Here is a 24625-nt window from a genome sequence, read left to right as displayed (position 1 = left end):
CTAAAAAAAATGTCTTTATTACGGGTATTACCTGTTTTAATGATTTATGCCAGTGTCCATTTTTTCAAGCAAGTTTTAAATTTCTTGTTTTTATCAGCTTTTATTGAACTAATAAGCTTTGAATGTGGTTCTTATCGAAAAAGATTAACGCAAAATAAAATAGACTATGAAAAAGAGCAAAAGATTCACCTTAACTTTAGGAACATTATTATGTTGCGCTGCACTATCCTTTTCGTGCCAAAACTCGACCAAAAATCAAACTGAAGGAAGCGGTCAGTCAGATAACATTGCACCTACTGATGCCGACGAAACCCGCTATAATTTAAGCGAACAGCAAAAAATGACCATGCAGAAAGATACGAGTTTAGCAGACACACTTAGGAAAGACAGTATCAATAATAGTAAATCAAAACCGTAACCATTTCGTCGACCTATCAATATATCTGATAAAAAAACTCCCTTAATTAAGGGAGTTTTTTTTGCTCTTTTGATCCGGATCAGCACCATAAATATTTTCTTCCGAATGGTCCGGTTGTTCTTTATGTTGATCCTCTTCCGTATTAATCTTTTCTTTATTACTACGATCGCGTTGTTCTTCTTCACTTGGATCTGGCCCCTCTGCATTTTCAGGATAGTACAGATCAGGGGTTACATCTTCTTGTGAAGGGACTTGAGGCTGCTGACGTACAGAAGTGCCATCGTCGGTACTTGGATCGTTGTCTAAAGGGTCTATTTCGTTCATGTACATGGAGTTTCTCCAATATGAATGTGAAATAGAATCACCAAATTGAATTGCTGTATTCATCATCTTTTTAATAGAGAACAGCAATTAAAACTGAATGGTTGTTTTTTTTTAAAAGGTGACACCTATATTTTAATGATAAATTTAAAACTTTTCATTTATCGACCTTGTTATTAAATTATAGTAATTTAGAACATACACTTATATGAAAAAATCGACACTTCTTTTATTAATAACAGCAGGTATTGGGTATCAGGCCCATGCGCAGAAAATTGAGACCACGCCACAGATGTCATCGGAGGTAGGCATCGAACCTATAAAACAAGGAAACTGGATGGTCGGTGGATCGATCGGTAATCTAGGCTACAGCTTTGAAGCAAAATCGTTTAACATTGCACTTCAACCGAGAGCGGGCTATTTTGTTTCGGATGGTCTGGCCATCGGAGCGCAAGCCAACTTAGGCTTGGCCACGGTAAAGGATGCTGATAATGAATGGACATATGGGGTTGCACCTTTTGTACGCTATTATTTCCCAAATGCAGGTTCAACTACAGGGAGATTCTTTGGGCAGGGAGACATCGGGATTTCGGGTAGCTCGAAAGGGAAGGATGTTGCGCTGGCCGTAGGAGCGAATGTGGGTTATGCACATTTTATTACCAGGACAGTGGCTTTGGAAGCCACCTTCGGTTATAACTACAGTAAAGCCAATATCAATACGGGTAGTGGAGCGAGTGGATTGGGGGTAGGTTTGGGTTTTCAGATCTATCTACCTGGCAAAAGATAGATTAATCTCGTACAGACTTAATAAAAGCATGTTTTCAAACCATAATGGTAAAACATGCTTTTTTTATATAACGTGTTTATACTTGATACTGTGTATAAAAGACGCATTTTTGCTGGAATCAGCAAATCACTCAAACATTTAGACAATTAGCGATGTTCCCTTTTTAAGAAAGGAGCAAATTACGATGACTGGAACAAAAAATATTGGGTTGGTACTAAAAGATAAAATGGGGAAGTGGTCTTCTTATGATATACCATTGCTTAAGGAATGTCATCTAAATAATAAACTGGTTAAAAGCAACGAGCAGGAAGGTATTTTTGTGGTGGGAAGCTTGGCAACAGGATTATATATCTTCTCATTGTATAAAAATCGCTTTATAGATTTAATGGGTAAGCAAATTGGCGTGGAAGAAATCTGTGAGCATTTTGATCGCTACAAACAGACCTTAATATAAGCGCCTGTAAATATAAGCACCGATAGCGCTTTCGAATGCTCAAACCGAAGGTGTTAACCTTACTTTTTAACACCTTCATGTTTGTTTTTATGTTAATGAAAAATTGGTTTATCCAATTTTATCGCTAGGCGGTAAACAGCATTCATCAATCCAACGTGACTATAGGCTTGCGGGAAATTTCCCCATTGGCTGCCGTTATCTTCCGTCACATCTTCGCTGAACAGACCTAAGTGATTGCTATAGGTCAGCAAACGTTCGAGGATCTCTTTCGCTTCTTCCACACGCCCTACGCAGGCCAAGGCTTCTACATACCAAAATGCACAGACCAAGAACGTGGATTTGGGGCGGCCAAAATCATCCTGATGCTTATACCGATAAAAAAGTCCATTTTCGCCTTTTAATTCTTTTTCCAGCATCTCGAGGTGATCACGTGCACGGTCCGACTTTGGGTCAAGATAATCCATAACAATAAGCTGTAAGGTGCTTGCATCTAAATTTCGGCTGTCTAATGCGTTTTGATAAACTTTTCGCTCTTCATCATAACAGGCTTCAATGTAAGCTTCTGCCTTTTTTAGAAGAACATTCGCGCGATCCTCCATATCCTGATAACCATTTTGGCGTGCAATTAATAGGGCAGCTTTGCATCCAACCCATTGGAAAAGATTCGAATAACAGTGATGGTTGGCAAAGTTCCGGAACTCCCAAATGCCGGCATCTTTCTCCTCGATTGTGGCTTCTATTTTTTCCAGAATAAAATTCACCCAACCTAAGACATTTTTGTTTTCATGGATTTTAAAACGCTGATCAGTGAATAGAGGCAACAATGCAATCATGGCCTGACCATAGACGTCATTTTGGATATGTTCAAACGCCTGGTTCCCGATCCGCACTGGACCGCTCTCCTGATATCCTTTTAGATAGGGTAAAATATGTTCCGTAAGTTCGGAATTGCCGAGAATACCGTACAATGGTTGAAGCCTTCCCGGATTACGATGTGTGATGCCGGCAATATAATTTGCAAAGCTTTCCATTTCTTCAAATTGACCGATATGCGTCAGTGCCGTTAATACATAGTAGCTATCCCGTACCCAGCAATAGCGGTAATCCCAATTTCTGCCAGAACCAGGGTACTCGGGCAAGCTTGTTGTTGAAGCTGCGATAATTGCTCCCGTGTCCTCATATTGATGGAGCTTTAGCACCAAAGCGGATCGAATAACTTCTGTTTGATAGATGTTGGGAATACTACATCTTTTAATCCATCGCTGCCAATAGCTAATTGTCTTATGGAGGAAATCTTCGCACGTACTTGCAATAGCCGATTCGAAAGCAGCATCATAGGTCAGTACAAGGTATTTATTCTCACTGATGATGGTCCAGCTCTCCTCTTGAAAGAAATGAGAAATGGGCAGATCCGTAGTAAGGCGAATTCGTTCCCCGATCTGGTCGTTACTATACAGGATATGATTGCTTCCGCGGGTCGGTTTAAGTGCCAATCGGCCATAGTCGCCAGTAGGCTGACACCTAACGTTTACACTGGGGGCCCCATATAAAGGTTCGATCTTCCGGACCAACATCAAAGGTTTAAAATATCGTCCGAATTGTTCAAATCGAGGGGCAAAATCCGTAACACGATAGGCATAGGACGCTGTGTGGATTTCCGTGCAGAGCACGTTGGAGTTTTTGATGTAATATTGCTTGGTTTCGACAATAGGTTCCTCTGAGCTGATCTCGAAGCGCCCGCCTTGCTGTTTGTCGAGCATACTGCCAAATACAAAGCTATCTTCGAAAGAGGGCCAGCACAGCCAAGATATATTGGTATCCATACCGACATGCGCTATATAGGAACAATTGCCAATGATTCCAGATTGATAGGTATGTCTTTTTTCCATTGTATTTTCGTTCATTATTTTATGATAAGTTGATTCAAAAATTGAAGAACATCTTCTTGTTCATCCAGATAATATTTTGCCGCAGATTTATTGCCACCAACTTTGATACTTATTGTCGATTGAGGAAGATAGCGGAATAGGTCTTCATCGGTAATGTCGTCGCCAATGGCCAACATAAAATCTGCTTTTATATGACCTGCGATTTCCAATGCTGCTTTACCTTTGTTAACTTCCGTATTTTTAACCTCAATAACGGCATTTCCGTCAAGTAACTGTAAGCCATAATCATTCAGCATCGGGTTTAAAATCTCTTTTAATTCAGTGGCTTTAAGTTCGCCCAAGCCTAATTCTACTTTTCTATAATGCCAGGCCAACGAATAAGGCTTGACCTCAATAAATGCGCCGGGAGTTTGGTCGGCCAATTTTTCCATCAATTTTTTTACTTCGGGCATCCAGTGAAGTGCCAGTCCTTTTTTATATGACCAGTTGAAATTTGGGAAATTTGACCAAATGCCATGTTCGGCAACCAAATAGTAAGACCGACCGTCAAACCAAGACGATAAGCTTTCTTGCGAGCGCCCGCTTATGATGACCAAGGTATTAAGTGGGTCTGAAATGATATTATCCAAGAGGTTGTACAATAAGGTCGTCGGAGTTGCTTTTTGGGCATGGTTCTGGAATTTGACCAAAGTGCCGTCATAATCCAGGAAAAAGAGCCTGTTGCTGCTTTTACTGTATCGTTCCGAAATACTACTGAACACTTTATCTGAAATCCGCCTTGCCCATTCATCACGCTGGATGGCTTTGGTTTCAGCCAGGCGATTGGTAAATAGTTGCACCCAATGCTGTACATTAAACTTCTGTATAATCTGAATATTGGCATCGGTACGTTCCTGAATTTCTTCGGGCGGCATTTTAAGCGCTTGGTAAATACTGTCGGCAGTTTCCGTTCGATTATAGGGGTTAATAATCAAGGCGTCAACAAGTTCTTTGGAAGCGCCCGCAAACTCACTTAAAATCAACACACCTTTTGATAACGTTTTACTGGCGATGTATTCTTTACTGACAAGATTCATCCCATCGCGCGTCGATGTAATCATACAGATATCAGATGCAACATATAATCCAACCAGCTCTTCGAATGGAAGTGATTTGTAAAAATATAATACTGGCGTCCAGCTTAAATTTCCATAAATGGAATTGATTTCACTCACCTTTCGGTTAATCTCGTCTTTCAGCTTCTTATATTGCGACACTTTATCCCTGGAGGGCACGATAAGCATATATAAGACAACTTTTGTATGCCATTCGGGGTATTTTTCAAGGAAGGTGAGAAAAGCACGTAATCGCTCTAATATCCCTTTGCTATAATCGAGCCTGTCGACCGATATAATAATCTTCTGGTCGGGAAAGTGGCTTCGAAATTGGCTTGCAATAGATTGAATTTTTGGTTGATGGCTGACTTGGACGAATTTATCAAAATCAATGCCCATCGGAAAGGATTCCACAAAGATATGGCGATCTTTATATTTCAGCTGATTATAACCAGATGATACATGCAGTATTTTTTTGCAGGCGTTTAGAAAGTTCTGGCTATCAGCGAACGTATGAAATCCGATGAGATCCGCACCCAATAAACCTTCGACCAATTCTTTACGTTGCGGAATGTTCATAAAGAGCTCTTCAGAAGGAAAGGGGATATGGTGAAAATATCCGATGTTGAGTGTTTGGTTTGCTGCACGCAGCAGTTGCGGGAGCAGCATAAGCTGATAATCCTGCACCCAGATAAAATCCGAAAGTTGATCGATGGAAAGAGCGGCTTCACAAAATTTTTTATTCACTGTGACATACGTAGACCAATATTCGCGATCAAAATGAATGTAGCTAGGCTGATAGTGACAGATAGGCCAGAGGACCTCATTGGAATAACCTTCGTAGAAATTGCGGATTTCATCTTTTGATAAGAAGACAGGAAGTAAGCTCATCGGTTCGAGAAGCTCAACAATCTTTTCTTTTTCCTCTTCATCTTTCGGAACGATTCCCGGCCAGCCAACCCAGAGTATTTCGTCGCTATCAAAAGCGGAGTTTAACCCAGTTGCAAGTCCACCCGCACTCGGCTTGATGATTAATTTTTCTTTTTTTCGTTCTATTTGTATCGGCAGTCTATTTGAAATTATTATTTTCTTCTTTTTCTTCATAAGAATATTAGATCGATTTATTTGCAGTGTGGAAGAGTTATATTGACTATAACGATGGGCTTGTCATCCACTATCTGAACAACCTCGGCGAAGAATAGTTTCGATAAATTCAAATTAGAAGGACGGTAGGGGCAGCTGTTGAAGAAAGAAAAAGGTAGTTTATTGGAATAGAACTGGGGAATATGGGCAGCGGTACATCCCAAATAGCAACAAAAAAGACCTCTATTTCTACAGGTCTTTTTGTGATCTCATTCGCTTACGATATAGGGACAGCAGCAGCTTTTTCGTGATTCAATTTTTTCATAAATTGATCGAGGATGTCTCCCAATCTCCCCGAAATTTCCCCTAAAATGCTTTCCCAATCTTTAACGGTACCATCACAATTGTCTGAAACAATTTTAATGCTATGAAAGGTGAGATTTTTTTGAAAACAGAAATTCGCTAGGGCATAAGATTCCATATCAAATGCCAGAGGATTAAAATGTTTGATATCCTGATAAAAAGCCGTATTTACATTGATAAAACGATCCGATGTCAAAAGTGCATCTTCGTAACGAAACTCATCGCGTGAAATGGATTCCAAGATCCCTTGCCCTTTAAAAAACAAGGTGTTTTCCAGAAAAAAACCATCTGTATACGCGTCTCCTTGCGCATAGTATGCCGGATAAAGGACATGTCCTATCGGATGTCTTGTACAGCCCACAGTGCCCACATTGAGAAGAACAGGATTGATCCCTAAAGCTTTGATGTCTTCATAAAGCGTAGCAACGGCTAGGAGAGCATTTACTTTACCTACACCAATTTCGTAGACAAAAGTCGATTCACTGGTCGGATTAAAAGATAGCTCATTTTTATTTGCTACCAAGATAATCGTTTCAATATCTTTATTCAGGATCATTTAGTTTTCTTCAATATATGGATACTCAAAAGCCAATTCTCCGGCAGTTATCAGATTTAAGAAGTTAACACAAGCCTGCTTTGAGGTGGGAAAATCCATAAATGTGTAGTTTCCGCAGCTAATCGGGTTTTGGAAAGGTACTTCGTATCCTTCTGTAAGAATAGTCTCTAATACTTCTTTCATCAATTCCGCCACATTCTGAGGAGTTTTCGCTGTTCCAGCCAATACAACATAAAATCCCGTGCAACAGCCCATTGGTCCAACATAAATAACCTCATCACCTAAGATGGTTCTAATTTCTGTTGCAAAACAATGCTCTAAGGTATGCATGACTTCAGGCGATAGCATACGCTCAGGAGAATTCGGTCTGATCATGCGAATGTCGTAAGTTGTATAACTTTCAACATTGCTGTTATTGGTGGTAGAAGCTTTAGCGTAGATCCCTTGTTTTAATTTGGTATGATCTACCGTAAAACTATTTACTTTTGCTTTTTCTTTTGTGTACATCTTGTTCTGTTCAAAGCTGTAACGCTTGCGACGCTACAGGGGTTAAAAGTTGAATATCAAAAATTTCTACAAAGATACTAGATTATTATAGAAAAAGGACGATAAAACTACTATTTTAACACTTCATAATGTTCGACTGTTGGAAACGGATCGTAGTAATGATGTAAAAGTTTTTCCCATTCCTTAAATAATGCCGATTCTCTGAAACCGATGGTATGGTCTTCCAAAGTTTCCCATTCGACCAATAGAATGTACTGGTTGTCTTTCTCAATACATTTACGTAGTGAATGCGTTATATAGCCTTTACTCGCACTAATATACTGGCAAGCTGTTTTATAGTCTCTTTCAAAATTGGATTGTTGTCCTTCAATAATTTGCAATACAGCTACTTCTAAAATCATAATTTGTTTTTTTATCAAGTTTAGTAAATAACTCAAACTTAGAAAATTTGTTTCTGATATGCAATACAAGAACAAGCTTACCGAACAATTTATTCTTTATTGTTTTAATATGGACTTAGACCTTAATTATCCCGCTTTGACGTATTATATCCGTATTTTAGTTGTGAAGTGATGATCTGGGTGACCAATGGAATACCCGGGTTGCGATTTTGTGCATTCCAAACTAGAGAGAGCGTTGTTCGTTGTGGTAAACCGTTCAATTCAAGGAAGGTGACATCAACATGGTATCCGTTCTTTAAAGACGAAGGAACAATGGCAACACCCAATCCCTGAGCAACCATATTGAAAATGGTCAAAGCATTCACAGTGCGCAAAGTAACTTTGGGGATAAACTTATGATCACTAAAGATACTCATAACGAGATCATAATAAGAGTGGCTATAGTTTTTGGAAAATAAGATAAATGATTCATCTTTTAAGGCGTCAAGACGTGGTTTCGGTGACTTCAATAGGAGATGATCGTTGGGTAAAACGAGACTAAAATGCTCGGTATGTATAGGCAGGCTACATAAGCCAGGTGGCGTTTCCGAAAGACGAACAAAGCCTAAATCCAATTCTTTTTTCTCCAGCAGATCCAGCTGGGTTTCATTCGCTAGTTCGTGAAGTGCTAACTCAATATCTGGCTGCTGCTGTTTTAAATTGAGCAGTAGTTCCGGCAAGATGGTCTGAACGGCCGACCCGATAAACCCCAGCTTTAAGGTGCTTATTTTACCGTTGGCAAAGCTTTGAAGTTGAGTTTCAATCTGATCCAAGTGCCTAAAGAGTTCTTTCACCTCCTCAAAGAGATATATCCCAGCTTCCGTCATTTGAACATTTCGTTTATTACGCTCAAAAAGTGCTACACCATAGGATTCCTCCAGCTGCTTAATTTGTCTGCTCAAGCCCGGCTGCGCAATAAACAATTTTTCGGCAGCCCTTCTAAAATGCAGCTCTTCTGCCAATACTTTAAAATACAGTAAGTGTCTTAGTTCTATTTGATAATTCATGGTTATCAATTGATGATAAAAATGGTATTTCTAATTATCAAATATAGCAAGTACATTTGAGTAAAGCAGATAGGAAGATGGAAAAATTTTTATACGGCAGTGGGCAGCTAACATGCTCCATAGCCTTAGCCATAGTAAAAGGAACGGTTACCGGGGAAATATCACCCGAAGTCAAGAATAAGATCGAGCAGAGCGCCAGTTATGTCCGTAAAATAGTCGAGCGTGGTGAGATTGTCTATGGGATTAATACCGGTTTTGGTCCCTTGTGTACCACACTTATTGACGCAAATCAAACGCAACTGTTACAGGAAAATATTCTGAAAAGTCATGCCGTCGGTATGGGCGAACCTATCGCCAATGATTTGGCCAAATTGATGCTTATTCTTAAAGTTCACGCGCTTTCTCAAGGATTTTCGGGTGTCCAGTATGCGACAATTGAACGGATTATTTGGCATATTGAAAACGATATCATTCCTGTGGTACCTAAGCAAGGCTCTGTCGGCGCATCGGGTGATTTGGCGCCATTGTCACATTTATTTTTACCCTTGATTGGCTTAGGAAAAGTCAACGTAGAAGGGGAAATTATGGAAACAGCTACCGTTTTGGAAAAATATGGTATGGCTCCGGTGCACTTGGGCGCAAAAGAAGGTCTGGCTTTGATCAATGGAACTCAATTTATGGCAGCCCATGCTGTGATGGCTGTTGCTGAGTTAAATCGTGTACTTCAGAATGCTGATATTATTGCGACCTTAATGATTGAAGGTTTAAATGGCTCAATAAAACCATTTTTTACTGAATTACATCAATTACGCCCGCATGCCGGAAACCGTTATGTCGCTGCAAGCATTTTTAACATGCTTCATGGCTCAGCCATTTTGGAAAGCCACAAAGACTGTTCCCGCGTACAAGATCCTTATTCTTTGCGCTGTATCCCTCAAGTCCACGGAGCATCACGCAATGCTTGGCTTCATTTGAAGGAGACCATAGAAATCGAAATAAATGCAGTGACCGATAATCCTGTGATCATTAATGACGAACTAACCATTAGTGGCGGTAGCTTTCACGGACAGTCAATCGCTTTGCCTTTGGATTATGCCACACTTGCTGCATCGGAAATCGGCAATATTTCGGATCGAAGGGTTTACTTGTCTTTAGAAGGTCAAACCAACGGTGTCCCAAAATTGTTAATGAAATCAACCGGTCTCAATTCAGGATTTATGATCTTACAATATAGCACAGCCGCGATTGCAAGTGAGAATAAAGGGCTTTGTTTTCCTGCAAGTGCAGATAGTATTCCTACCTCTTTAGGCCAAGAGGACCATGTCAGTATGGGATCTATTTCCGGCCGAAAATTACTACAGGTCATTGACAATGTTGATAAAATATTAAGCATTGAACTGTTATGTGCGGCACAGGCAAAGGATTATCATCAGCCATTAAAATCGACTGCAGCATTGGAAGCTATTCATGCGAGAATTCGTCAGTCCATTCCGCATATCGAATCCGATCAACCGATGGAAGAGCTGTTGACTGAAGCATTAAAGCTCGTAAAATCGGGCGAACTGATCACATTGCATCGTCAATATGCGACGGGCGAAATTGCTGCGGATTTGAAACAAAGATTTGAAGAGTTTTAGACGAAGAAGGATGGAAAAAGAGCTAAAATTAGTTGGACCTTTTAGGCAGATATTAACCATGTCAAATATGCCCGTTAATGGGGCGCTCCATGATAAACAATTAGTTATTATTAAAGATGGAGGTATTTTAATAGCAGATAACGATATCATGGAAGTGGCGGACTTTGAGGGATTACAACTGCAATGGGGAAAGCAAGTGGCACTTGTACATGTAGAGGAAGATCAGGTCGCCTTGCCAGGCTTTATTGATTGCCATACGCATATTGCTTTTGCCGGTAATCGAGCGAATGATTTCGCCCTTCGAAATGCAGGCTCAAGCTACCTGGAGATTGCGGCAGCTGGGGGAGGGATTTGGAGCACGGTATCACACACAAGGGATTGTGATGCAGCAGAATTGATTGATCTCACGATCCAGCGTGCAAATTTTCTGTTAAGGCAAGGAATCACAACAATTGAAGTTAAAAGCGGTTACGGTCTTAATGTTGAAGAAGAGCTGAAGATATTACGTGTCATTCAGGAGTCGGATCGTCGTACGGCATCAGACCTTGTTCCAACTTGTTTGGCGGCACATATGCTCCCGCGAGACTTCAGCGGATCGGCAAATGATTATCTTCATCGAATTACAACAGATCTTTTTCCGCTATTGAAATCAGAAGGGCTGTCAAACCGGATTGACGCATTTATAGAAAAAACAGCGTTTCAAGGGGAAGACATTGTGGCATATTTACAAAAAGCAAAAGCGATGGGTTTTGACCTGACTATTCATGCCGATCAGTTCACAACTTCGGGAAGTCAGATTGCAGTTGAACTCGGTGCTCAATCCGCGGATCATCTTGAGGCATCAACAGCAATTGAAATTGACCTTATTGCCCATTCAGATACTGTTGCGGTGGCGCTACCTGCGGCTTCCATCGGACTTGGATGTGGTTTTACGCCAGCTAGAAAGCTGTTGGATGCAGGTGCATGTTTGGCCATAGGAAGTGATTGGAATCCGGGTTCTGCACCCATGGGACAATTATTGACGAGTGCGAGTATTTTGGCAACAGCAGAGAAGTTGACGAACGCTGAGTTGCTTGCTGCATTAACCTACCGTGCCGCCAAAGCTTTAAACCTGTCGGATCGCGGCGTGTTAGCCAAGGGCATGAAAGCAGATTTTACTATATTTAAAACAGCTAATTATCAGGATATTACTTACTACCAAGGAAGCTTACAACCTACAGCAGTATGGAAAAATGGTCAGGAAGTATTCTCACTATAACAACATGGAAGATACATTTAAGAACGAGGTGGCGGAAGGTATTCCGACCGTATTGCCCCCAAAAGTAGAGCGAGATCATACCATAAGCCATGCCCCCCGACGAAAGGATATTCTCACCAGGTCGGAAGAGAAGCTGGCTTTACGGAATGCATTACGCTATTTCCCCAAACAATGGCATACCGTTTTAGCACCTGAATTTTTAGAGGAGCTCCGTAGTTACGGCCGAATCTACATGTACCGCTTTAGGCCCCAATATGCGATGCACGCTCGACCGATAGCTGACTATCCAGCAGGGAGTAAGCAAGCGGCAGCGATTATGCTGATGATTCAAAATAACCTTGATCCGGCTGTAGCCCAACATCCCCATGAACTGATTACGTATGGTGGGAATGGAGCTGTTTTCCAAAATTGGGCTCAATATCGCCTCACCATGCAGTATCTTTCGCAGATGTCAGATGAACAAACTTTACATCTCTACAGTGGTCATCCCATGGGTCTTTTCCCGTCGTCACAACATGCACCACGTGTCGTTGTAACGAATGGAATGATGATTCCAAACTATTCAAAACCGGATGACTGGGAGCGTTTTAATGCTTTAGGCGTTACGCAATATGGACAGATGACTGCAGGTTCCTATATGTATATTGGTCCGCAGGGTATTGTGCATGGTACTACAATTACGGTCATGAATGCTTTCCGAAAACATTTAACAGCAAATGATACAATTCAAGGTAAAGTATTTTTAACTTCTGGCTTGGGGGGAATGAGTGGCGCACAACCCAAAGCAGGTAATATTGCCGGATGTATCACCGTATGCGCTGAAATAAATCCCGCTGCAGCAAAAAAGCGGCATGAACAAGGTTGGGTAGACCGATTGATTGAAAACATCGATGAGCTCGTTGAACAGGTACAGTCGGCGATGGATCAAAAAGAAACGATATCTTTTGCCTATATCGGTAATATTGTCGAAGTGTGGGAGGCTTTTGATCGCGAAAATATCCACGTCACTGTAGGATCTGATCAGACATCTTTACATAATCCTTGGTCTGGAGGCTATTATCCGATGGGGCTGACCTTTGCAGAATCGAATGCTTTATTGGCGAGTGATCCTGATCGATTTAAGCAATGCGTACAAGAAAGCTTGATACGGCATGTCGATGCCATCAATAAGCATGTATCCAAGGGAACCTATTTCTTTGATTACGGTAATGCATTTCTATTGGAAAGCAGTCGCGCTGGTGCAGCGGTATGGAATGACGATAAGGATCAATTCCGCTACCCATCTTATGTACAAGATATTCTTGGCCCAATGTGTTTCGACTATGGTTTTGGACCTTTTCGGTGGGTTTGTACGTCTGGAAAAGCTTCGGATCTTCAAAAATCAGACGAAATAGCCATGACAGTTTTGGAAAATCTCCGAACAGAAGCCCCAATGGAAATTCAGCAGCAGATGCAAGATAATATACAATGGATTAAAGAAGCTGGAAAAAATAGACTTGTGGTAGGCTCTCAGGCGCGTATTCTTTATGCAGACTCCAATGGACGTATTGCGATAGCAAAGGCTTTTAATGAAGCTGTAAAGAGTGGCCTGTTTGAAGCACCCATTGTATTGGGAAGAGACCACCATGATGTTAGCGGTACCGATTCACCTTATCGGGAGACCAGTAATATTTATGATGGAAGTCAATATACCGCCGATATGGCAATTCATAATGTCATCGGAGACAGTTTCCGGGGGGCCACCTGGGTCTCTATCCACAACGGCGGTGGAGTCGGTTGGGGTGAGGTTATCAACGGAGGCTTTGGTCTACTACTCGATGGTTCAGGAGAAGCAGCTGTTAAATTGGAAAAGATGTTGTATTTTGATGTCAATAATGGGATTGCTAGGCGCGCTTGGGCTAGAAATAAGGAGGCCAACCAAGCATTAGATCGTGCATTGGAAGGAAATACGACATTGCAAGTCACGCGTGCTCAACTTGTAGATGATGATATTATTGAACAATTATTTGATCAGAGCGAATGAACTTTTTGTTACATAATCCCGAAATATACAGTAAAGGTGACCAAGCGGTATGGAAGGGACGTACCGATGGCCAGGATCGTGAATGGATGCGTTGGCATCAATTAATGGATTGTGTTGATCTTCTCGAGCAGCCCGATTTAAGACAGTCCGTCGCTTTTCTGGGATTCTGTAGCGATGAGGGTGTTGGACGCAATCAAGGTCGTGTAGGAGCCAAGGACGGCCCCACAGCACTTCGGAATATTTTAACAAACCTTCCTGTACATTTTTCAGATAAACTACAACTTAAAGATTGTGGTGATATATTGATAAAAGACAGTGATTTAGAGTTGTCGCAGCAGGGTTTAGGTTGTGCCTTAAATTGTATTCTTGAACAAGAAGGATTTCCGGTCATCTTGGGTGGCGGCCATGAAATAACCTATGGACATTATTTGGGTGTTAAAGAATTTCTTAAGAGCCGTAATCAAAGCCTAGGCATTATTAATTTGGATGCTCATTTAGACATCCGCCCATTGCAGGACGGCAAAGGGAACTCGGGAACGGGTTTCTATCAAATCGAGCAGGACCAGTCCAATGCAGGTTTGCCATTTCATTACTTGGCAATTGGTATTCAAGAAATTAGTAATACCAAAGGATTGCTCGACTATGCCAAAGCGAAGAAAGTCCAGATTATAGCGCGAGAGAGTCTGGTCGTTGAGAAACTTGATTTCATTCGCGACAAAATTGTACGTTTTGCCAAATCAGTAGATTATGTGTATTTGACGGTTGATCTTGATGCTTTCGCTGCAGCTTATGCGCCGGGAGTAAGTGCATTGGCATTTAACGGTATAGTCCCCGATCATTTGTTCTTTACGATCTACGATATTCTACTGGATCTGCCCAACTTAAAATCTGTCGATTTTGCTGAATGTACCCCCCATTTTGATATCGATTCTAGAACGGCGAAATTAACAGCTGATCTGATCTTTAAGTTGATAAACAAACTTGCCATTAAATTTGATCAGCAACTGTCCAGCAAGTAAACATGAAAAAAAGATGGTTAGATTGCGACAGCAATCTAACCACCTTTTTGCATATTGGTCGAGGCCTTAAAAAAGCACATCGGCTAATGTCGGATCCTTATCAAAAACTGATTTTGCAAAAGGACATAAAGGCATAATTTTTAAATTTTCTTGACGTGCATAAGTCACTGCTGCCATCAATAGCTGTTTGCCTAGCCCTTTTCCTGCATATTCAGAACTTACTTCTGTATGGTCTATAATGAATTTTGTGGGGCCAGCCCAGGTATAAGTCATTTGGGCAACCGACTTTTCCTGATCGATAACCTCGAAGCTACCATGTTTATCGTCATTTTTTTGTATTACTTCCATGAGCATGATTTAATGAATGAAAAGTACAAAATAAACAAAATCCTGCAATATATAACATGAACAGTAGTTTAGAAAAACAGCTATTTTATCAGTTAGATGGCATAATTGGCCTTTGTGTTTTGTAAAATTGCAGTGATTCTTTTAGATAGCTAATATTTTTAGTATGTTTGCTTTGCGTTATGAGTGTAAATCAAAGCAAAAGACAAGAATTTGCCATTGTGGACATAGAGACTACAGGTGGCCATGCAAAATCGAGCCGGATCACCGAAGTTGCCATTGTTATTCATGATGGTAACCAGGTTTTGGAACGTTGGGAGACCTTGGTTAATCCAGGGAAAGAAATTCCGAATTCAATTTTTGCGCTTACGGGCATAGACAATGACATGGTGAAGGATGCTCCATTATTTGATCAAGTTGCCGAACACATTTATGGAATGCTCAAAGACCGTATTTTTGTTGCGCATAATGTAAACTTTGATTATTCATTCATTCGGTTTCAGCTTCAGGAATCGGGCTTCGAGTGGTCAGCAATAAAATTATGTACAGTACGCTATGCCCGAAAAATCAAGCCCGGATTATTGTCCTATAGTTTGGGACGTCTATGTGATTATTTAGATATACCGATTGAAAATAGGCACCGTGCGGGTGGCGACGCCGATGCGACAGCCATTCTCTTTGCTTATTTGAAAGTGCTAGATACCGAACAGGTATTTCAGGATATGATTAAACATAAAGCGCTAGATCAACGTTTTCCACCGCATTTAAATCCCTTGGAATATGAACAATTGCCCAATGAGCCCGGGGTCTATTATTTTCACGACAAAGCTGGAAAAGTAATTTATGTCGGTAAGGCTGTAAATATAAAAAAAAGAGTATTGTCCCATTTTACAGGAAATAGTATTCAAGCACAAAGGCAACATTTCTTAAAAGAAATTCATCATATAAGTTATGAGTGCTGCGGAACTGAGCTAATGTCATTGTTATTGGAATGTGCGGAAATTAAAAAGTTCTGGCCAAAATATAATAGGGCACTTAAACGGTATGAGCCTAAATTCGGTTTATTTTCTTATGAGGACCAAAATGGCTATCTCCATCTGGCTATAGGGAAGACGACAAGGGGACAAGCATGTATTCAGCTGTTTCAGCGTGAATATGACGCTATTCAGTTGCTGCAAAGCTTTATTCAGCATGACGCTATTAATCCGCAATTTTGTCAGTTTGGGCACGCCAGTTTGTCTACGAAATCCATCAAGAAGACCGAATTGCCCGATCGAGACCTACACAATACCCGGGTGGAACGTTGTATTGAGGATTGGCTCAAACAGCAACCATCCTTTATATTGATCGATAAAGGACGTAATTCCGATGAAAAAAGTTGCATTGTTATTGAAAATGGTGTTTTTTATGGAATGGGATATATAGATCAATACGGCCAGTACAACGGGTTTGAAGACATAAAAGGACAAGTTAAAAGATATCAGAGTAATCACTACATGATGGAATTGGTCAAAATGGCAGCAGAAAGACATCCCGCTAAAGTACATTTCTTAACAAAATCAAAGATTTTACCTGACGTTGCGGCAGAGCCTACTTTCTCTTACGAGAAATTGGCCCCGAATAGTCTTTTTAATTTCTATTAACAGCATATTTTTAATTTATATTTTGGGAATTTTTTCCGTTTAGTCATTTCAATCTCAGTAATCTGTTAAAGAAATGTGAAATCGCAAATCGCGCGCGATTTTGGTCCAATAGTTGAAATATTCTTTGTGTAGAATATTAAAAAAGACTTTTCATAATTTAGGTTAATAATTGGTTAGTTAAAAACCTGGGGCTCCCAACCTCAGGTTTTCTTTTTTTTATATTTCCGAACAAGAATTTTAGGTGAAGTATTACTTTTATTTTGATTATTCAAAATAAATCAGTGTTTTTTTTATTTGAAGTGTATGTTTCAATTTATTGGTTTTCAATTGATTAATATTTGTCCCCCTTTTGTCCCCCTAAGTTTTTTCTCTCTATAGTTAGTTTAAGTTACTTTAGTGTCAGCGTACTGTAATAGCGGAATTAGTAAAACAAAGATGGGGCGTTTTCTAAAAGTAGCTGCGGTATATCTTATCCATATCTTTATATATAAAGGGCCTTTGGCCCTTTTTTTTATTCCTAATTCAGATTCACTTATTTTAACCCAAAGATACCTTGACCTAGATTTTGATATAGATCTTTTTCTTTCGTAAATAATATGCGATCAACCAATTCAAAGCGACAAATAGCAATGCAAATAGGGCGGAGGATAATTGTTGATTTTGCCAATCATCAAACAGGAAATGATAGCTAAAGTTCCAAAGGTTTTGATGTTTATCCCCAATGAGAATAAATGAACAAATCGTAGGGAGTAGTCCGCTAAGACAATAGATAAATAGTGTATTCCTGCCGAAGTCGTCAAAGACAGTATAAAATATCCCTCTGATGTTTTGAAATTCGATGAGATAGATTAATATACCAAGAAAAGAGATGGCAATACCCGTTGTGAATACGCAGTAACTGCTGGTCCAGATTTTCTTATTAATAGGAAAAGCAAATGACCATAGATAGCCCACTAAAATAAAGACCAGGCCTACGACAAATAGGTTCATCAGCTCACTTTTGCCGGTCAGTTTTTGAATAATGTATTTTCCTGTGATATACCCGAATATCGTTTGACTGATGGCCGGAAATACGCTCCAGACATCCTCTGGATCAAATGCTGTTCCTTCGCCGTGATAGAGGTGGGAAGCACCAAAGATTCGGATATCTAGTGTCGTTCCAAACCAACCATCCAGACTATAAGGATCTGCTGGATTACCGTAATAGCAAATTAGCCAATAGAGGAGTAGAAGGAAGATACTAATAACTGCAGCACCTTTATCCCTAAAATAGTATAGTATCATTGCCGTGCTGAAATAGCAGATTGCAATACGCTGCAGCACCCCAAAATACCTGTACTTGGCAAAGGGAATCCACTCGAGCTGGTGAAGACTATTCCATTCCGCAAAGGGGAAGATATTTAAAAACAGACCAAGTAGAAAAAGGATGATTGTTCTCTTGAGAATTTTATTCCAATATCGTGTGGGTGCTAACTGGTCGCTGTTTTTTAAGGAAAATGCCATAGCGTTTCCGACAGCAAATAGGAAAAATGGAAATATAAGATCTGTAAACGTACATCCATGCCAAATGGAATGTTCAAGTGGAGGAAATACATGATGATAGTTGCCAGGATTATTGACGAGAATCATAGCCGCGAGTGTAAACCCACGGAAAATATCCAGTGATTTAAAACGAGTCATAATAAAGTGTATTGGTAAAAAAGGCTGTTCAAGGATACTCCTTTGAACAGCCTATGTTTGGTCTAATTAATAGCCTGGATTTTGAGTTAGGCTAGGGTTTGCCTGCAGTTCCAATAATGGTATTGGAAGGAGCAGGCTATTTTGGTTAAAATTATACTTAATCAACGTGGCATTGCTCTGTTTGCCGTCATCGCATGTAAATTTGATTTCATTTAATTTATTCATCACATCTACTGTGACACCATAACGGTTTAAATCATCCCACCGTTGCCCTTCGAAAGCTAGTTCTAATCGGCGCTCGTTGAGAATGATGGCCTTTAGGGCACTGGAGCTGATACCGGATAAATCGGCGAGCCCTGCGCGATGACGGACGACATTAAGGGTATTTATTGCTCCTGAAGTATTTCCCAGTGCGTTTTGAGCTTCTGCTTTGAGCAGAATGATGTCCGCAAGTCGTAAAAGGTAAAAATGATCGCCACTTTGGAAGCTATTGGCATGTTTTTGCTTTACGTTAAATGGGATTTCTGTCGCAGCATCTCCGCAGGGATTCCAAAATTCATCCGCCCAAGGAACTGAATAGAACCAAATGTTGGCGTTCTTTCGTTCGGTGTCGCCAGCATTGTCATAAGCTTCGACAAGATCTTTCGATGGTGTTCCATATCGGCGCCATTCGTTTTCGTTGATTTTGCCATTTTCATCAAGATCCGGGAAAAAGAACGCGCCACCCCAGCAGCTTAGATTTGGACTGCCGGCGATGTAGGGAATCTCAATGATAGATTCACTATTATAGTTGTGTTTGCCGTCAAAAAGATCCGCATAGTTTTGAAGGAGCTGGTAACCACCTTTTCCAGCGATCACTGCATCGGCGTATTGCAATACCTTATTGTAATCTCGATCAGGGCGTTGTGCCCATATCTTGGTCAGTAAGGCATTTGCAGCCCCTTTTGTTGCTCTGACCTTGTCAATGGAAGGTTGCCCAAATCCATCGGGTAGGTTGTTTGCAGCAACTTGCAGATCCGAATCGATAAAATCATAAACCTCGGCTACAGTTGATCGCTTGATGCGTAATACTTCTGCATCTGTACTGTTGGAGTGTTTTTCCAAGGGCACACCACCATAAAGTTTGACCAATTGATAATAATGGAAGGCCCTTAAAAATGAAGCTTCTCCAAGAATTTGTTTGCGTCGTTCGTCCGAAAAAGTAGGATCTGTGACTTTATCAACGTTGTCAATAACGATATTGCATTTTGAGATTGCTCCATACAGTTCTTCCCAATCCCTGCGTACCATTTCATTGGTATTGGTAATGGTATTATAGTCAATTTGCGCAAAATCTATTTCCCCACCACCGGCAGCATGGGCATTATCAGAGCGAATATCTGTTTGCAGAATCATTTCCCATTGATAATAATTGGCATTGCTTCCTGGACGGGTGCCATTGCCTATGAAAGAATTATAGGCTCCGTTTAATGCTTTCTCAATATTGTCTCCGGTGAGATAGGCATTTTCGCTCGTTACCGTGGAGGTAGGTTGAAGATCTAAAAACTTTTTGCAGGAATTTAGAGTAAGCGATGTCAATAAGGCTATGGCTAATGACGTATATCTAGTTGATTTCATTTTTTGTAAGCTAAAAGGTTAAAAAGTTAGGTTTAAACCAACAATAAAGGTGCGTGCCTGCGGCGAAGTACCAAAATCGATACCCGGCGCCATATTGGCACTCACGGTTTCCTGGTTAGTTCCACCATACATACTTACCTCGGGATCCAAACCCGAGTATTTGGTGAATGTTAACAGATTCTCGCCCGTCACGTAAAAGCGGACCTTATTGAGCTTCCATCTTTCAAGCACTTGTTTAGGTAGCGTATAGGCCAAGGTCATCGATTTTACCCTGAGGTAGGAACCTTTCTCTACAAAACGGGAGGAAATTTGTGAATTGTAGTTGTCATCTGTATTGTTTAGATCTGGACGTGGCATAGTACTATTTTTGTTATCAACAGTCCATCTGTTTAACACGGCAACACTTTGGTTTCTCGGTTCCCACATACCTTCTGTATAAATGCGCGTCGCATTAAGGATATCATTTCCCTGTACACCTTGTAAGAAAAAGGAAAAGTTGAAGTTCTTATAGCTGAAATCGTTGGTCATGCCATAAGAGAATTTTGGTGTAGCATGACCAATGATAGCCATATCACTCGTTTGGAGACCTGCTTCCGGATCAGCCATCTGATAGATCATATCTCCGGTCTCTGGATTGATACCTTTCGCGATATAGCCCCAGAAGGACCCCAATGCAACGCCTTCTTTTGCAATCGTACTATTGCCCCGACCATCGATATTTCCGTCATAATAGGTTCCGCCATCAATATTCAGGACTTTATTGCGATTGAGTCCGAATGTTACTGTTGTATTCCATTTGAAATCGTGAACGAAATTTCGGCTACTCAATTCGAATTCAAAACCTCTATTTTGTAGGTCGCCGAGGTTTTTCAGCGCAGTCCTATAGCCCGAACTGTACGGAACTCTTGAGTTGAGAAGTAGGCCTACAGTCCTTTTTGCATAATAATCTGCACCAAATATCAATCTCGAATTAAAGAAACTGGCATCCACACCAATATCGGTCTGGTTTGTTGTTTCCCATTTTAAATTGGGATTGTCCAGGGTAGCAGGCGTATAACCGGGTACAACTTGATCGCCGATGTTGTATGATCCCGTCACGTCGACTAAACCGAGATAGGCAAAGGCCGGAATTTGGCTATTTCCAACTTTACCCCAGCTCGCACGGATTTTCAAATCGTTTACGGTGTTTTTCAGCGAACTGAAGAAATCTTCATTGGATAAACGCCAGCCGGCAGAGAAAGAAGGGAAGTAGCCCCAGCGGTTATTTGGGCCAAATACAGATGATGCGTCAGCCCGCAGATTTGCTGTAAATAGGTACTTGTCGTTATAATCATAACCAATTTTTGCGATGCCAGATACAGTGGATACAGCGGCATCTACTGCCGTAGGCATCGCTGTGATCATCGAACCACCATTGACCGTGTGGATTGCTGGATTAGCAAAATTTTGCGTAGCAATATTTGAGGTTGTTGTTTGTGTTTTCGTTGTAATATAGCCTAATAAGCCTGTAAAGTGGTGTTTATCACTAAAGGTTTTGTCATAGTTTAATGTATTTTCGGACATCCAATACTGATTGTCCTGCTGCTGGAGCGTCGCCATTCCTTTATATTTTCTACCCTCTGTCGTGCGGAACGGATCCACAAAACTGCGGTACTGGTTGTTAAATTTCTCATACCCAAACAGCGATTTGAATTTTAATCCAGGTAGGACATTGGCTTCCACAAAGGCATTTCCTGTAAATCTGTTGTTGATATAGCTGTGCTCGTTACCTGTTGCCAATGCAACGGGGTTGTCAAGATCTGTATAGAATGGATCCACTGTGAAAGCACCTTTATCGCCATATATGCCGATTACTGGAGAGCCTAGATAAGCGTTCATGATGACTCCATTTCGGGAGTTCTCGGTAATGTCCACGTCGTACCAACGGTTGTAAGATAAGCTGGTCCCCACCTTAAAGATTTTATTGATCTGATGATCCAAATTAACCTTGAAATTGACTTTATTAACTGTATTGGTAATTACCGTACCATTATCTTTTTGATAAGATCCCGAGATGTAAAACCCTGTCTTTTCATCTCCACCGCGTACTGAAGCCTGGTATTTTTGGCTGTGACCGGTGCGGAATAGCTGATCTGGCCAGTTTGTATCAGCGGTATATTTCGACCAATCCAAGGCTTCTCCCATCTCAGTCATTAATTCTCTATATTGTGCCGCATTTAGAACACTAGGCTTTTTTCTGATGGCTGAAAATCCTTGATAGGTTTCGAAATTTACCTGTGTCTTACCGTTTGTTCCTCTTTTGGTTGTAATCAATACAACGCCATTTGCGCCAGAAGATCCATAGACAGCGGCTGAAGCAGCATCCTTTAATACAGAAATGCTTTGAATATCGGATGGATTGAGCTCCGATATGTTTTCAGTAGGAACACCATCTACAATGTATAATGGATTACTACCTGCAGTAATTGTTGAAGTTCCGCGAACGCGAATAGAGAAGCCAGCTTGAGGTTGTCCGGAAGATTTTACAATTTCCACCCCCGCCATTTTGCCCTCCATAGCACTCGCTAATTGGGTCACAGGGCGATCTTCAATACCTTTTGTACTCATGGTTGCAATGGCTCCCGTGATGTCTTTTTTCTTCTGTGTTCCAAAACCGACCACAACGATCTGTTCCAGTTGGTTGTTGGCAGTTTTTAGCTGTATATTGAGGTAACTATTGGAACCTACCGTACTACTGATAGTCTCATAACCTATTGAACTAAAGCTGAGCTGATGTGTAGGAGTCGCTTCAATTGAAAACTCACCTTTGCTGTCTGTTTCCGTCTGTTTACCTGTTGTTATATTGCGGATGGTGACCCCTGTTAATGCTTTACCGTCGCCATCGGTAACGCGCCCTTTGACAAGCTGTTGTATATTGATCGTGTTTCTTAAAGGTATGTCATTTATTTTCTTTTTTAGGACAATGGTGTTGTTGACAATTTTGTATGAATACGACAGCTCTTTCAGGTTGTCATCCAGAATTTCAACAATAGAACCATCTTTATGGTTTATGCGGATTTTTTGGTTATCATTAATCTGTGAGTTATCGTACAGAAACACATAAGAACTCTGACGCTCGATTTCTTTAGCAAACTTTGCCAAAGTGTATTCCTTGTCTTGTAACTTGATTTTAGATTGGTTTACATTCGCCATCGCCAAATTATTTGCATGGGAAACGCATTGGATAGCAAGTAAAGCAGCAAATAGTTTTGCCTTTTTACCAGCCCCTTGGATGGTTTTAAGTTTATACATAATTAGTTGGGTAAGTTTGTTTTATATTAGATAATTTAGAGTTCAACTTCAATTTTATTGTTTTCCAATCGGCATTTTATATCCAGAAAGTTGAGGGTCTCAACCAGTTGCTGGGCAGTTGAATTGCGTTTTATCTTACCTGTCAGTTCACGCTTTTCATTTGTTCCTTTATACACGATATCCACATTATACCAGCGTTTTATGGCGGCAAGCGCATCTTTAATGGGTGTCGATTCGAAATAGAAAAAACCATTTTTCCAGGCCATTGCTTCTTCGATATTGGCTTCTGCTACGATAAGATTCCCGCCAGTGGTAAATGCTGCTTGACCAGGTTTCAGCATTTTTGACTTACCGAATTGCGAGACTTGTACAGAACCGGCTATAAGTGTGGTTTTATTGTTTTCATTTGGATAAGAGCGTACATTAAAATGAGTTCCGAATACACGAATGGTCTGTTCATTGGATCGCACATAGAAGGGGCGCTTGCTATCGTGGCTGACCTCAAAATAGCCCTCCCCAGATAATTTTACTTCCCGGCTATTCGACGCAAAAGATTCAGGAAACGTCAGCACGGATCCAGCACTTAGCCACACCTTACTGCCATCGGCCAAAATGATCGTATACTCTGTTCCAATCGGGGTTTCAATGGTATTGGTACGGCTTGTAGCAGTATTCCTGCTGGCTGTAAATTGATATTGCACGGTTCCGGAAGCAGTGGTAACGACTTTCACCTGTTCATCCTGATGGAGAACGCGCTGTTGCTGGGCAGAAAGGTCAATTTTAGTTCCATCGGCTAAAGTTAATACGGCTGCCTTAATGCCCGGGTGAACCTGTTGTTGCATCTTCACGGCTACCTGCTGGCTATCTCCAGATGTTCTTTTAACAAGGTAAAGGGGTAATATAAACAACAGTGCCAAAGCAGCAGCTATTCCACCCAACTTCACCCGTTGCGGAATTCGCCTGATTTTTGACGCTTGGATTTCCTGCTTAATATTGGAAAATAACAGCTCTTTGAGTTGTTGTTCATCGGTTGCCAGCCCCTCAGGAATAGGGAGAGGTTCGCCATTACTTGTTTCATACCACTCTTGCAATTCGGCTTCCTCTTCAGGGGTACATGTGCCTTGAAGCCATTTGTAAGCCAATTGCTTTATCCGGAATTGATTATGATCAACCATATTTAGGGTTATTTATAT

General features: G+C 40.9%; 20 protein-coding genes. 8 read left to right on the top strand and 12 right to left on the bottom strand.

The window, feature by feature from the left end; genetic code table 11:
- Positions 1-166: 166 nt before the first annotated feature.
- Entirely contained in the window at positions 167-418 is a 252-nt protein-coding gene (locus AAW12_RS10100; RefSeq protein ID WP_046673499.1) for a hypothetical protein, read from the top strand.
- Positions 419-460: 42 nt separating this feature from the next.
- Here the strand turns inward: AAW12_RS10100 and AAW12_RS10095 are convergent, their stop codons facing one another.
- On the bottom strand, positions 461-808 hold the full coding sequence (locus AAW12_RS10095; protein ID WP_156167612.1) for a hypothetical protein: 348 nt from the start codon (positions 806-808) through the stop codon (positions 461-463).
- A 139-nt stretch (positions 809-947) separates the two neighbouring features.
- Between AAW12_RS10095 and AAW12_RS10090 the strand changes: the two genes are divergently transcribed.
- Positions 948-1526 (top strand): hypothetical protein, encoded by a 579-nt coding sequence (locus AAW12_RS10090; protein ID WP_046673497.1) that lies wholly within the window; start codon positions 948-950, stop codon positions 1524-1526.
- A 184-nt stretch (positions 1527-1710) separates the two neighbouring features.
- Entirely contained in the window at positions 1711-1980 is a 270-nt protein-coding gene (locus tag AAW12_RS10085; protein WP_046673496.1) for a hypothetical protein, read from the top strand.
- Between the two features lie 92 nt (positions 1981-2072).
- Here AAW12_RS10085 and AAW12_RS10080 read toward each other — a convergent pair whose 3' ends face one another.
- The 6 genes from AAW12_RS10080 to AAW12_RS10055 form a co-directional block, all read right to left on the bottom strand.
- Entirely contained in the window at positions 2073-3884 is a 1812-nt protein-coding gene (locus AAW12_RS10080; RefSeq protein ID WP_046673495.1) for a glycoside hydrolase family 15 protein, read from the bottom strand.
- A complete protein-coding gene (locus AAW12_RS10075; protein ID WP_046673494.1) occupies positions 3884-6067 on the bottom strand; it encodes a bifunctional alpha,alpha-trehalose-phosphate synthase (UDP-forming)/trehalose-phosphatase in 2184 nt (727 codons plus the stop codon). Before AAW12_RS10075 ends, AAW12_RS10080 begins: the two co-directional genes overlap by 1 nt.
- Positions 6068-6323: 256 nt before the next feature.
- Positions 6324-6965 (bottom strand): hypothetical protein, encoded by a 642-nt coding sequence (locus AAW12_RS10070; protein WP_046673493.1) that lies wholly within the window; start codon positions 6963-6965, stop codon positions 6324-6326.
- The gene (locus tag AAW12_RS10065) at positions 6966-7472 is read right to left on the bottom strand and encodes an S-ribosylhomocysteine lyase (protein WP_046673492.1); all 507 of its coding nucleotides are present in this window, start codon (positions 7470-7472) and stop codon (positions 6966-6968) included.
- A gap of 110 nt (positions 7473-7582) precedes the next feature.
- Positions 7583-7873 (bottom strand): antibiotic biosynthesis monooxygenase family protein, encoded by a 291-nt coding sequence (locus AAW12_RS10060; protein ID WP_046673491.1) that lies wholly within the window; start codon positions 7871-7873, stop codon positions 7583-7585.
- Positions 7874-7995: 122 nt separating this feature from the next.
- Positions 7996-8919, bottom strand: a complete 924-nt coding sequence (locus AAW12_RS10055) for a LysR family transcriptional regulator (protein ID WP_046673490.1) — start codon at positions 8917-8919, stop codon at positions 7996-7998.
- A 77-nt stretch (positions 8920-8996) separates the two neighbouring features.
- Between AAW12_RS10055 and hutH the strand changes: the two genes are divergently transcribed.
- Genes hutH through hutG form a run of 4 tightly spaced genes read left to right on the top strand, consistent with a single transcriptional unit; the run spans position 8997 to position 14856 of the window.
- On the top strand, positions 8997-10556 hold the full coding sequence (gene hutH / locus AAW12_RS10050; protein ID WP_046673489.1) for a histidine ammonia-lyase: 1560 nt from the start codon (positions 8997-8999) through the stop codon (positions 10554-10556).
- 58 nt (positions 10557-10614) lie between these two features.
- Positions 10615-11814: an imidazolonepropionase gene (gene hutI / locus AAW12_RS10045; RefSeq protein WP_231585249.1), complete on the top strand. Its 1200-nt coding sequence runs from the start codon at positions 10615-10617 to the stop codon at positions 11812-11814.
- Positions 11815-11818: 4 nt separating this feature from the next.
- Complete coding sequence (locus AAW12_RS10040) at positions 11819-13837, top strand: urocanate hydratase (RefSeq protein WP_046673487.1); 2019 nt, start codon at positions 11819-11821, stop codon at positions 13835-13837.
- Positions 13834-14856 carry a formimidoylglutamase gene (gene hutG / locus AAW12_RS10035; RefSeq protein ID WP_046673486.1) on the top strand — a complete coding sequence of 341 codons (1023 nt, stop codon included), beginning with the start codon at positions 13834-13836 and terminating at the stop codon, positions 14854-14856. Before AAW12_RS10040 ends, hutG begins: the two co-directional genes overlap by 4 nt.
- Positions 14857-14922: 66 nt before the next feature.
- Here hutG and AAW12_RS10030 read toward each other — a convergent pair whose 3' ends face one another.
- Positions 14923-15204 (bottom strand): GNAT family N-acetyltransferase, encoded by a 282-nt coding sequence (locus AAW12_RS10030; RefSeq protein ID WP_046673606.1) that lies wholly within the window; start codon positions 15202-15204, stop codon positions 14923-14925.
- A 179-nt stretch (positions 15205-15383) separates the two neighbouring features.
- On the opposite strand from AAW12_RS10030, the gene AAW12_RS10025 reads away from it, so the two are divergent.
- Complete coding sequence (locus AAW12_RS10025) at positions 15384-16844, top strand: exonuclease domain-containing protein (protein WP_084823132.1); 1461 nt, start codon at positions 15384-15386, stop codon at positions 16842-16844.
- 558 nt (positions 16845-17402) lie between these two features.
- On the opposite strand, the gene AAW12_RS10020 is transcribed toward AAW12_RS10025, so the two are convergent.
- The 4 genes from AAW12_RS10020 to AAW12_RS10005 all read right to left on the bottom strand — a co-directional run bounded on the left by AAW12_RS10020 (position 17403) and on the right by AAW12_RS10005 (position 24607).
- The gene (locus AAW12_RS10020) at positions 17403-18524 is read right to left on the bottom strand and encodes an acyltransferase family protein (protein WP_046673485.1); all 1122 of its coding nucleotides are present in this window, start codon (positions 18522-18524) and stop codon (positions 17403-17405) included.
- Between the two features lie 66 nt (positions 18525-18590).
- Entirely contained in the window at positions 18591-20141 is a 1551-nt protein-coding gene (locus AAW12_RS10015) for a RagB/SusD family nutrient uptake outer membrane protein (RefSeq protein WP_046673484.1), read from the bottom strand.
- 18 nt (positions 20142-20159) lie between these two features.
- Complete coding sequence (locus AAW12_RS10010) at positions 20160-23432, bottom strand: TonB-dependent receptor (protein ID WP_053003610.1); 3273 nt, start codon at positions 23430-23432, stop codon at positions 20160-20162.
- A gap of 35 nt (positions 23433-23467) precedes the next feature.
- A complete protein-coding gene (locus AAW12_RS10005) occupies positions 23468-24607 on the bottom strand; it encodes a FecR family protein (protein ID WP_053003609.1) in 1140 nt (379 codons plus the stop codon).
- Between the last annotated feature and the right edge of the window lie 18 nt (positions 24608-24625).

The organism is Sphingobacterium sp. Ag1, assembly GCF_000988325.1.
Lineage (GTDB): Bacteria > Bacteroidota > Bacteroidia > Sphingobacteriales > Sphingobacteriaceae > Sphingobacterium.
This window is presented reverse-complemented; position numbering and strand designations above follow the sequence as displayed.

What these genes read in the sequence shown, in the direction of transcription:
- AAW12_RS10100 (WP_046673499.1), top strand. Translation starts at nt 167, where the DNA reads ATGAAAAAGAGCAAAAGATTCACCTTAACTTTAGGAACATTATTATGT.
- AAW12_RS10095 (WP_156167612.1), bottom strand. Translation starts at nt 808, where the DNA reads ATGATGAATACAGCAATTCAATTTGGTGATTCTATTTCACATTCATAT.
- AAW12_RS10090 (WP_046673497.1), top strand. Translation starts at nt 948, where the DNA reads ATGAAAAAATCGACACTTCTTTTATTAATAACAGCAGGTATTGGGTAT.
- AAW12_RS10085 (WP_046673496.1), top strand. Translation starts at nt 1,711, where the DNA reads ATGACTGGAACAAAAAATATTGGGTTGGTACTAAAAGATAAAATGGGG.
- AAW12_RS10080 (WP_046673495.1), bottom strand. Translation starts at nt 3,884, where the DNA reads ATGAACGAAAATACAATGGAAAAAAGACATACCTATCAATCTGGAATC.
- AAW12_RS10075 (WP_046673494.1), bottom strand. Translation starts at nt 6,067, where the DNA reads ATGAAGAAAAAGAAGAAAATAATAATTTCAAATAGACTGCCGATACAA.
- AAW12_RS10070 (WP_046673493.1), bottom strand. Translation starts at nt 6,965, where the DNA reads ATGATCCTGAATAAAGATATTGAAACGATTATCTTGGTAGCAAATAAA.
- AAW12_RS10065 (WP_046673492.1), bottom strand. Translation starts at nt 7,472, where the DNA reads ATGTACACAAAAGAAAAAGCAAAAGTAAATAGTTTTACGGTAGATCAT.
- AAW12_RS10060 (WP_046673491.1), bottom strand. Translation starts at nt 7,873, where the DNA reads ATGATTTTAGAAGTAGCTGTATTGCAAATTATTGAAGGACAACAATCC.
- AAW12_RS10055 (WP_046673490.1), bottom strand. Translation starts at nt 8,919, where the DNA reads ATGAATTATCAAATAGAACTAAGACACTTACTGTATTTTAAAGTATTG.
- hutH (WP_046673489.1), top strand. Translation starts at nt 8,997, where the DNA reads ATGGAAAAATTTTTATACGGCAGTGGGCAGCTAACATGCTCCATAGCC.
- hutI (WP_231585249.1), top strand. Translation starts at nt 10,615, where the DNA reads ATGTCAAATATGCCCGTTAATGGGGCGCTCCATGATAAACAATTAGTT.
- AAW12_RS10040 (WP_046673487.1), top strand. Translation starts at nt 11,819, where the DNA reads ATGGAAGATACATTTAAGAACGAGGTGGCGGAAGGTATTCCGACCGTA.
- hutG (WP_046673486.1), top strand. Translation starts at nt 13,834, where the DNA reads ATGAACTTTTTGTTACATAATCCCGAAATATACAGTAAAGGTGACCAA.
- AAW12_RS10030 (WP_046673606.1), bottom strand. Translation starts at nt 15,204, where the DNA reads ATGGAAGTAATACAAAAAAATGACGATAAACATGGTAGCTTCGAGGTT.
- AAW12_RS10025 (WP_084823132.1), top strand. Translation starts at nt 15,384, where the DNA reads ATGAGTGTAAATCAAAGCAAAAGACAAGAATTTGCCATTGTGGACATA.
- AAW12_RS10020 (WP_046673485.1), bottom strand. Translation starts at nt 18,524, where the DNA reads ATGACTCGTTTTAAATCACTGGATATTTTCCGTGGGTTTACACTCGCG.
- AAW12_RS10015 (WP_046673484.1), bottom strand. Translation starts at nt 20,141, where the DNA reads ATGAAATCAACTAGATATACGTCATTAGCCATAGCCTTATTGACATCG.
- AAW12_RS10010 (WP_053003610.1), bottom strand. Translation starts at nt 23,432, where the DNA reads ATGTATAAACTTAAAACCATCCAAGGGGCTGGTAAAAAGGCAAAACTA.
- AAW12_RS10005 (WP_053003609.1), bottom strand. Translation starts at nt 24,607, where the DNA reads ATGGTTGATCATAATCAATTCCGGATAAAGCAATTGGCTTACAAATGG.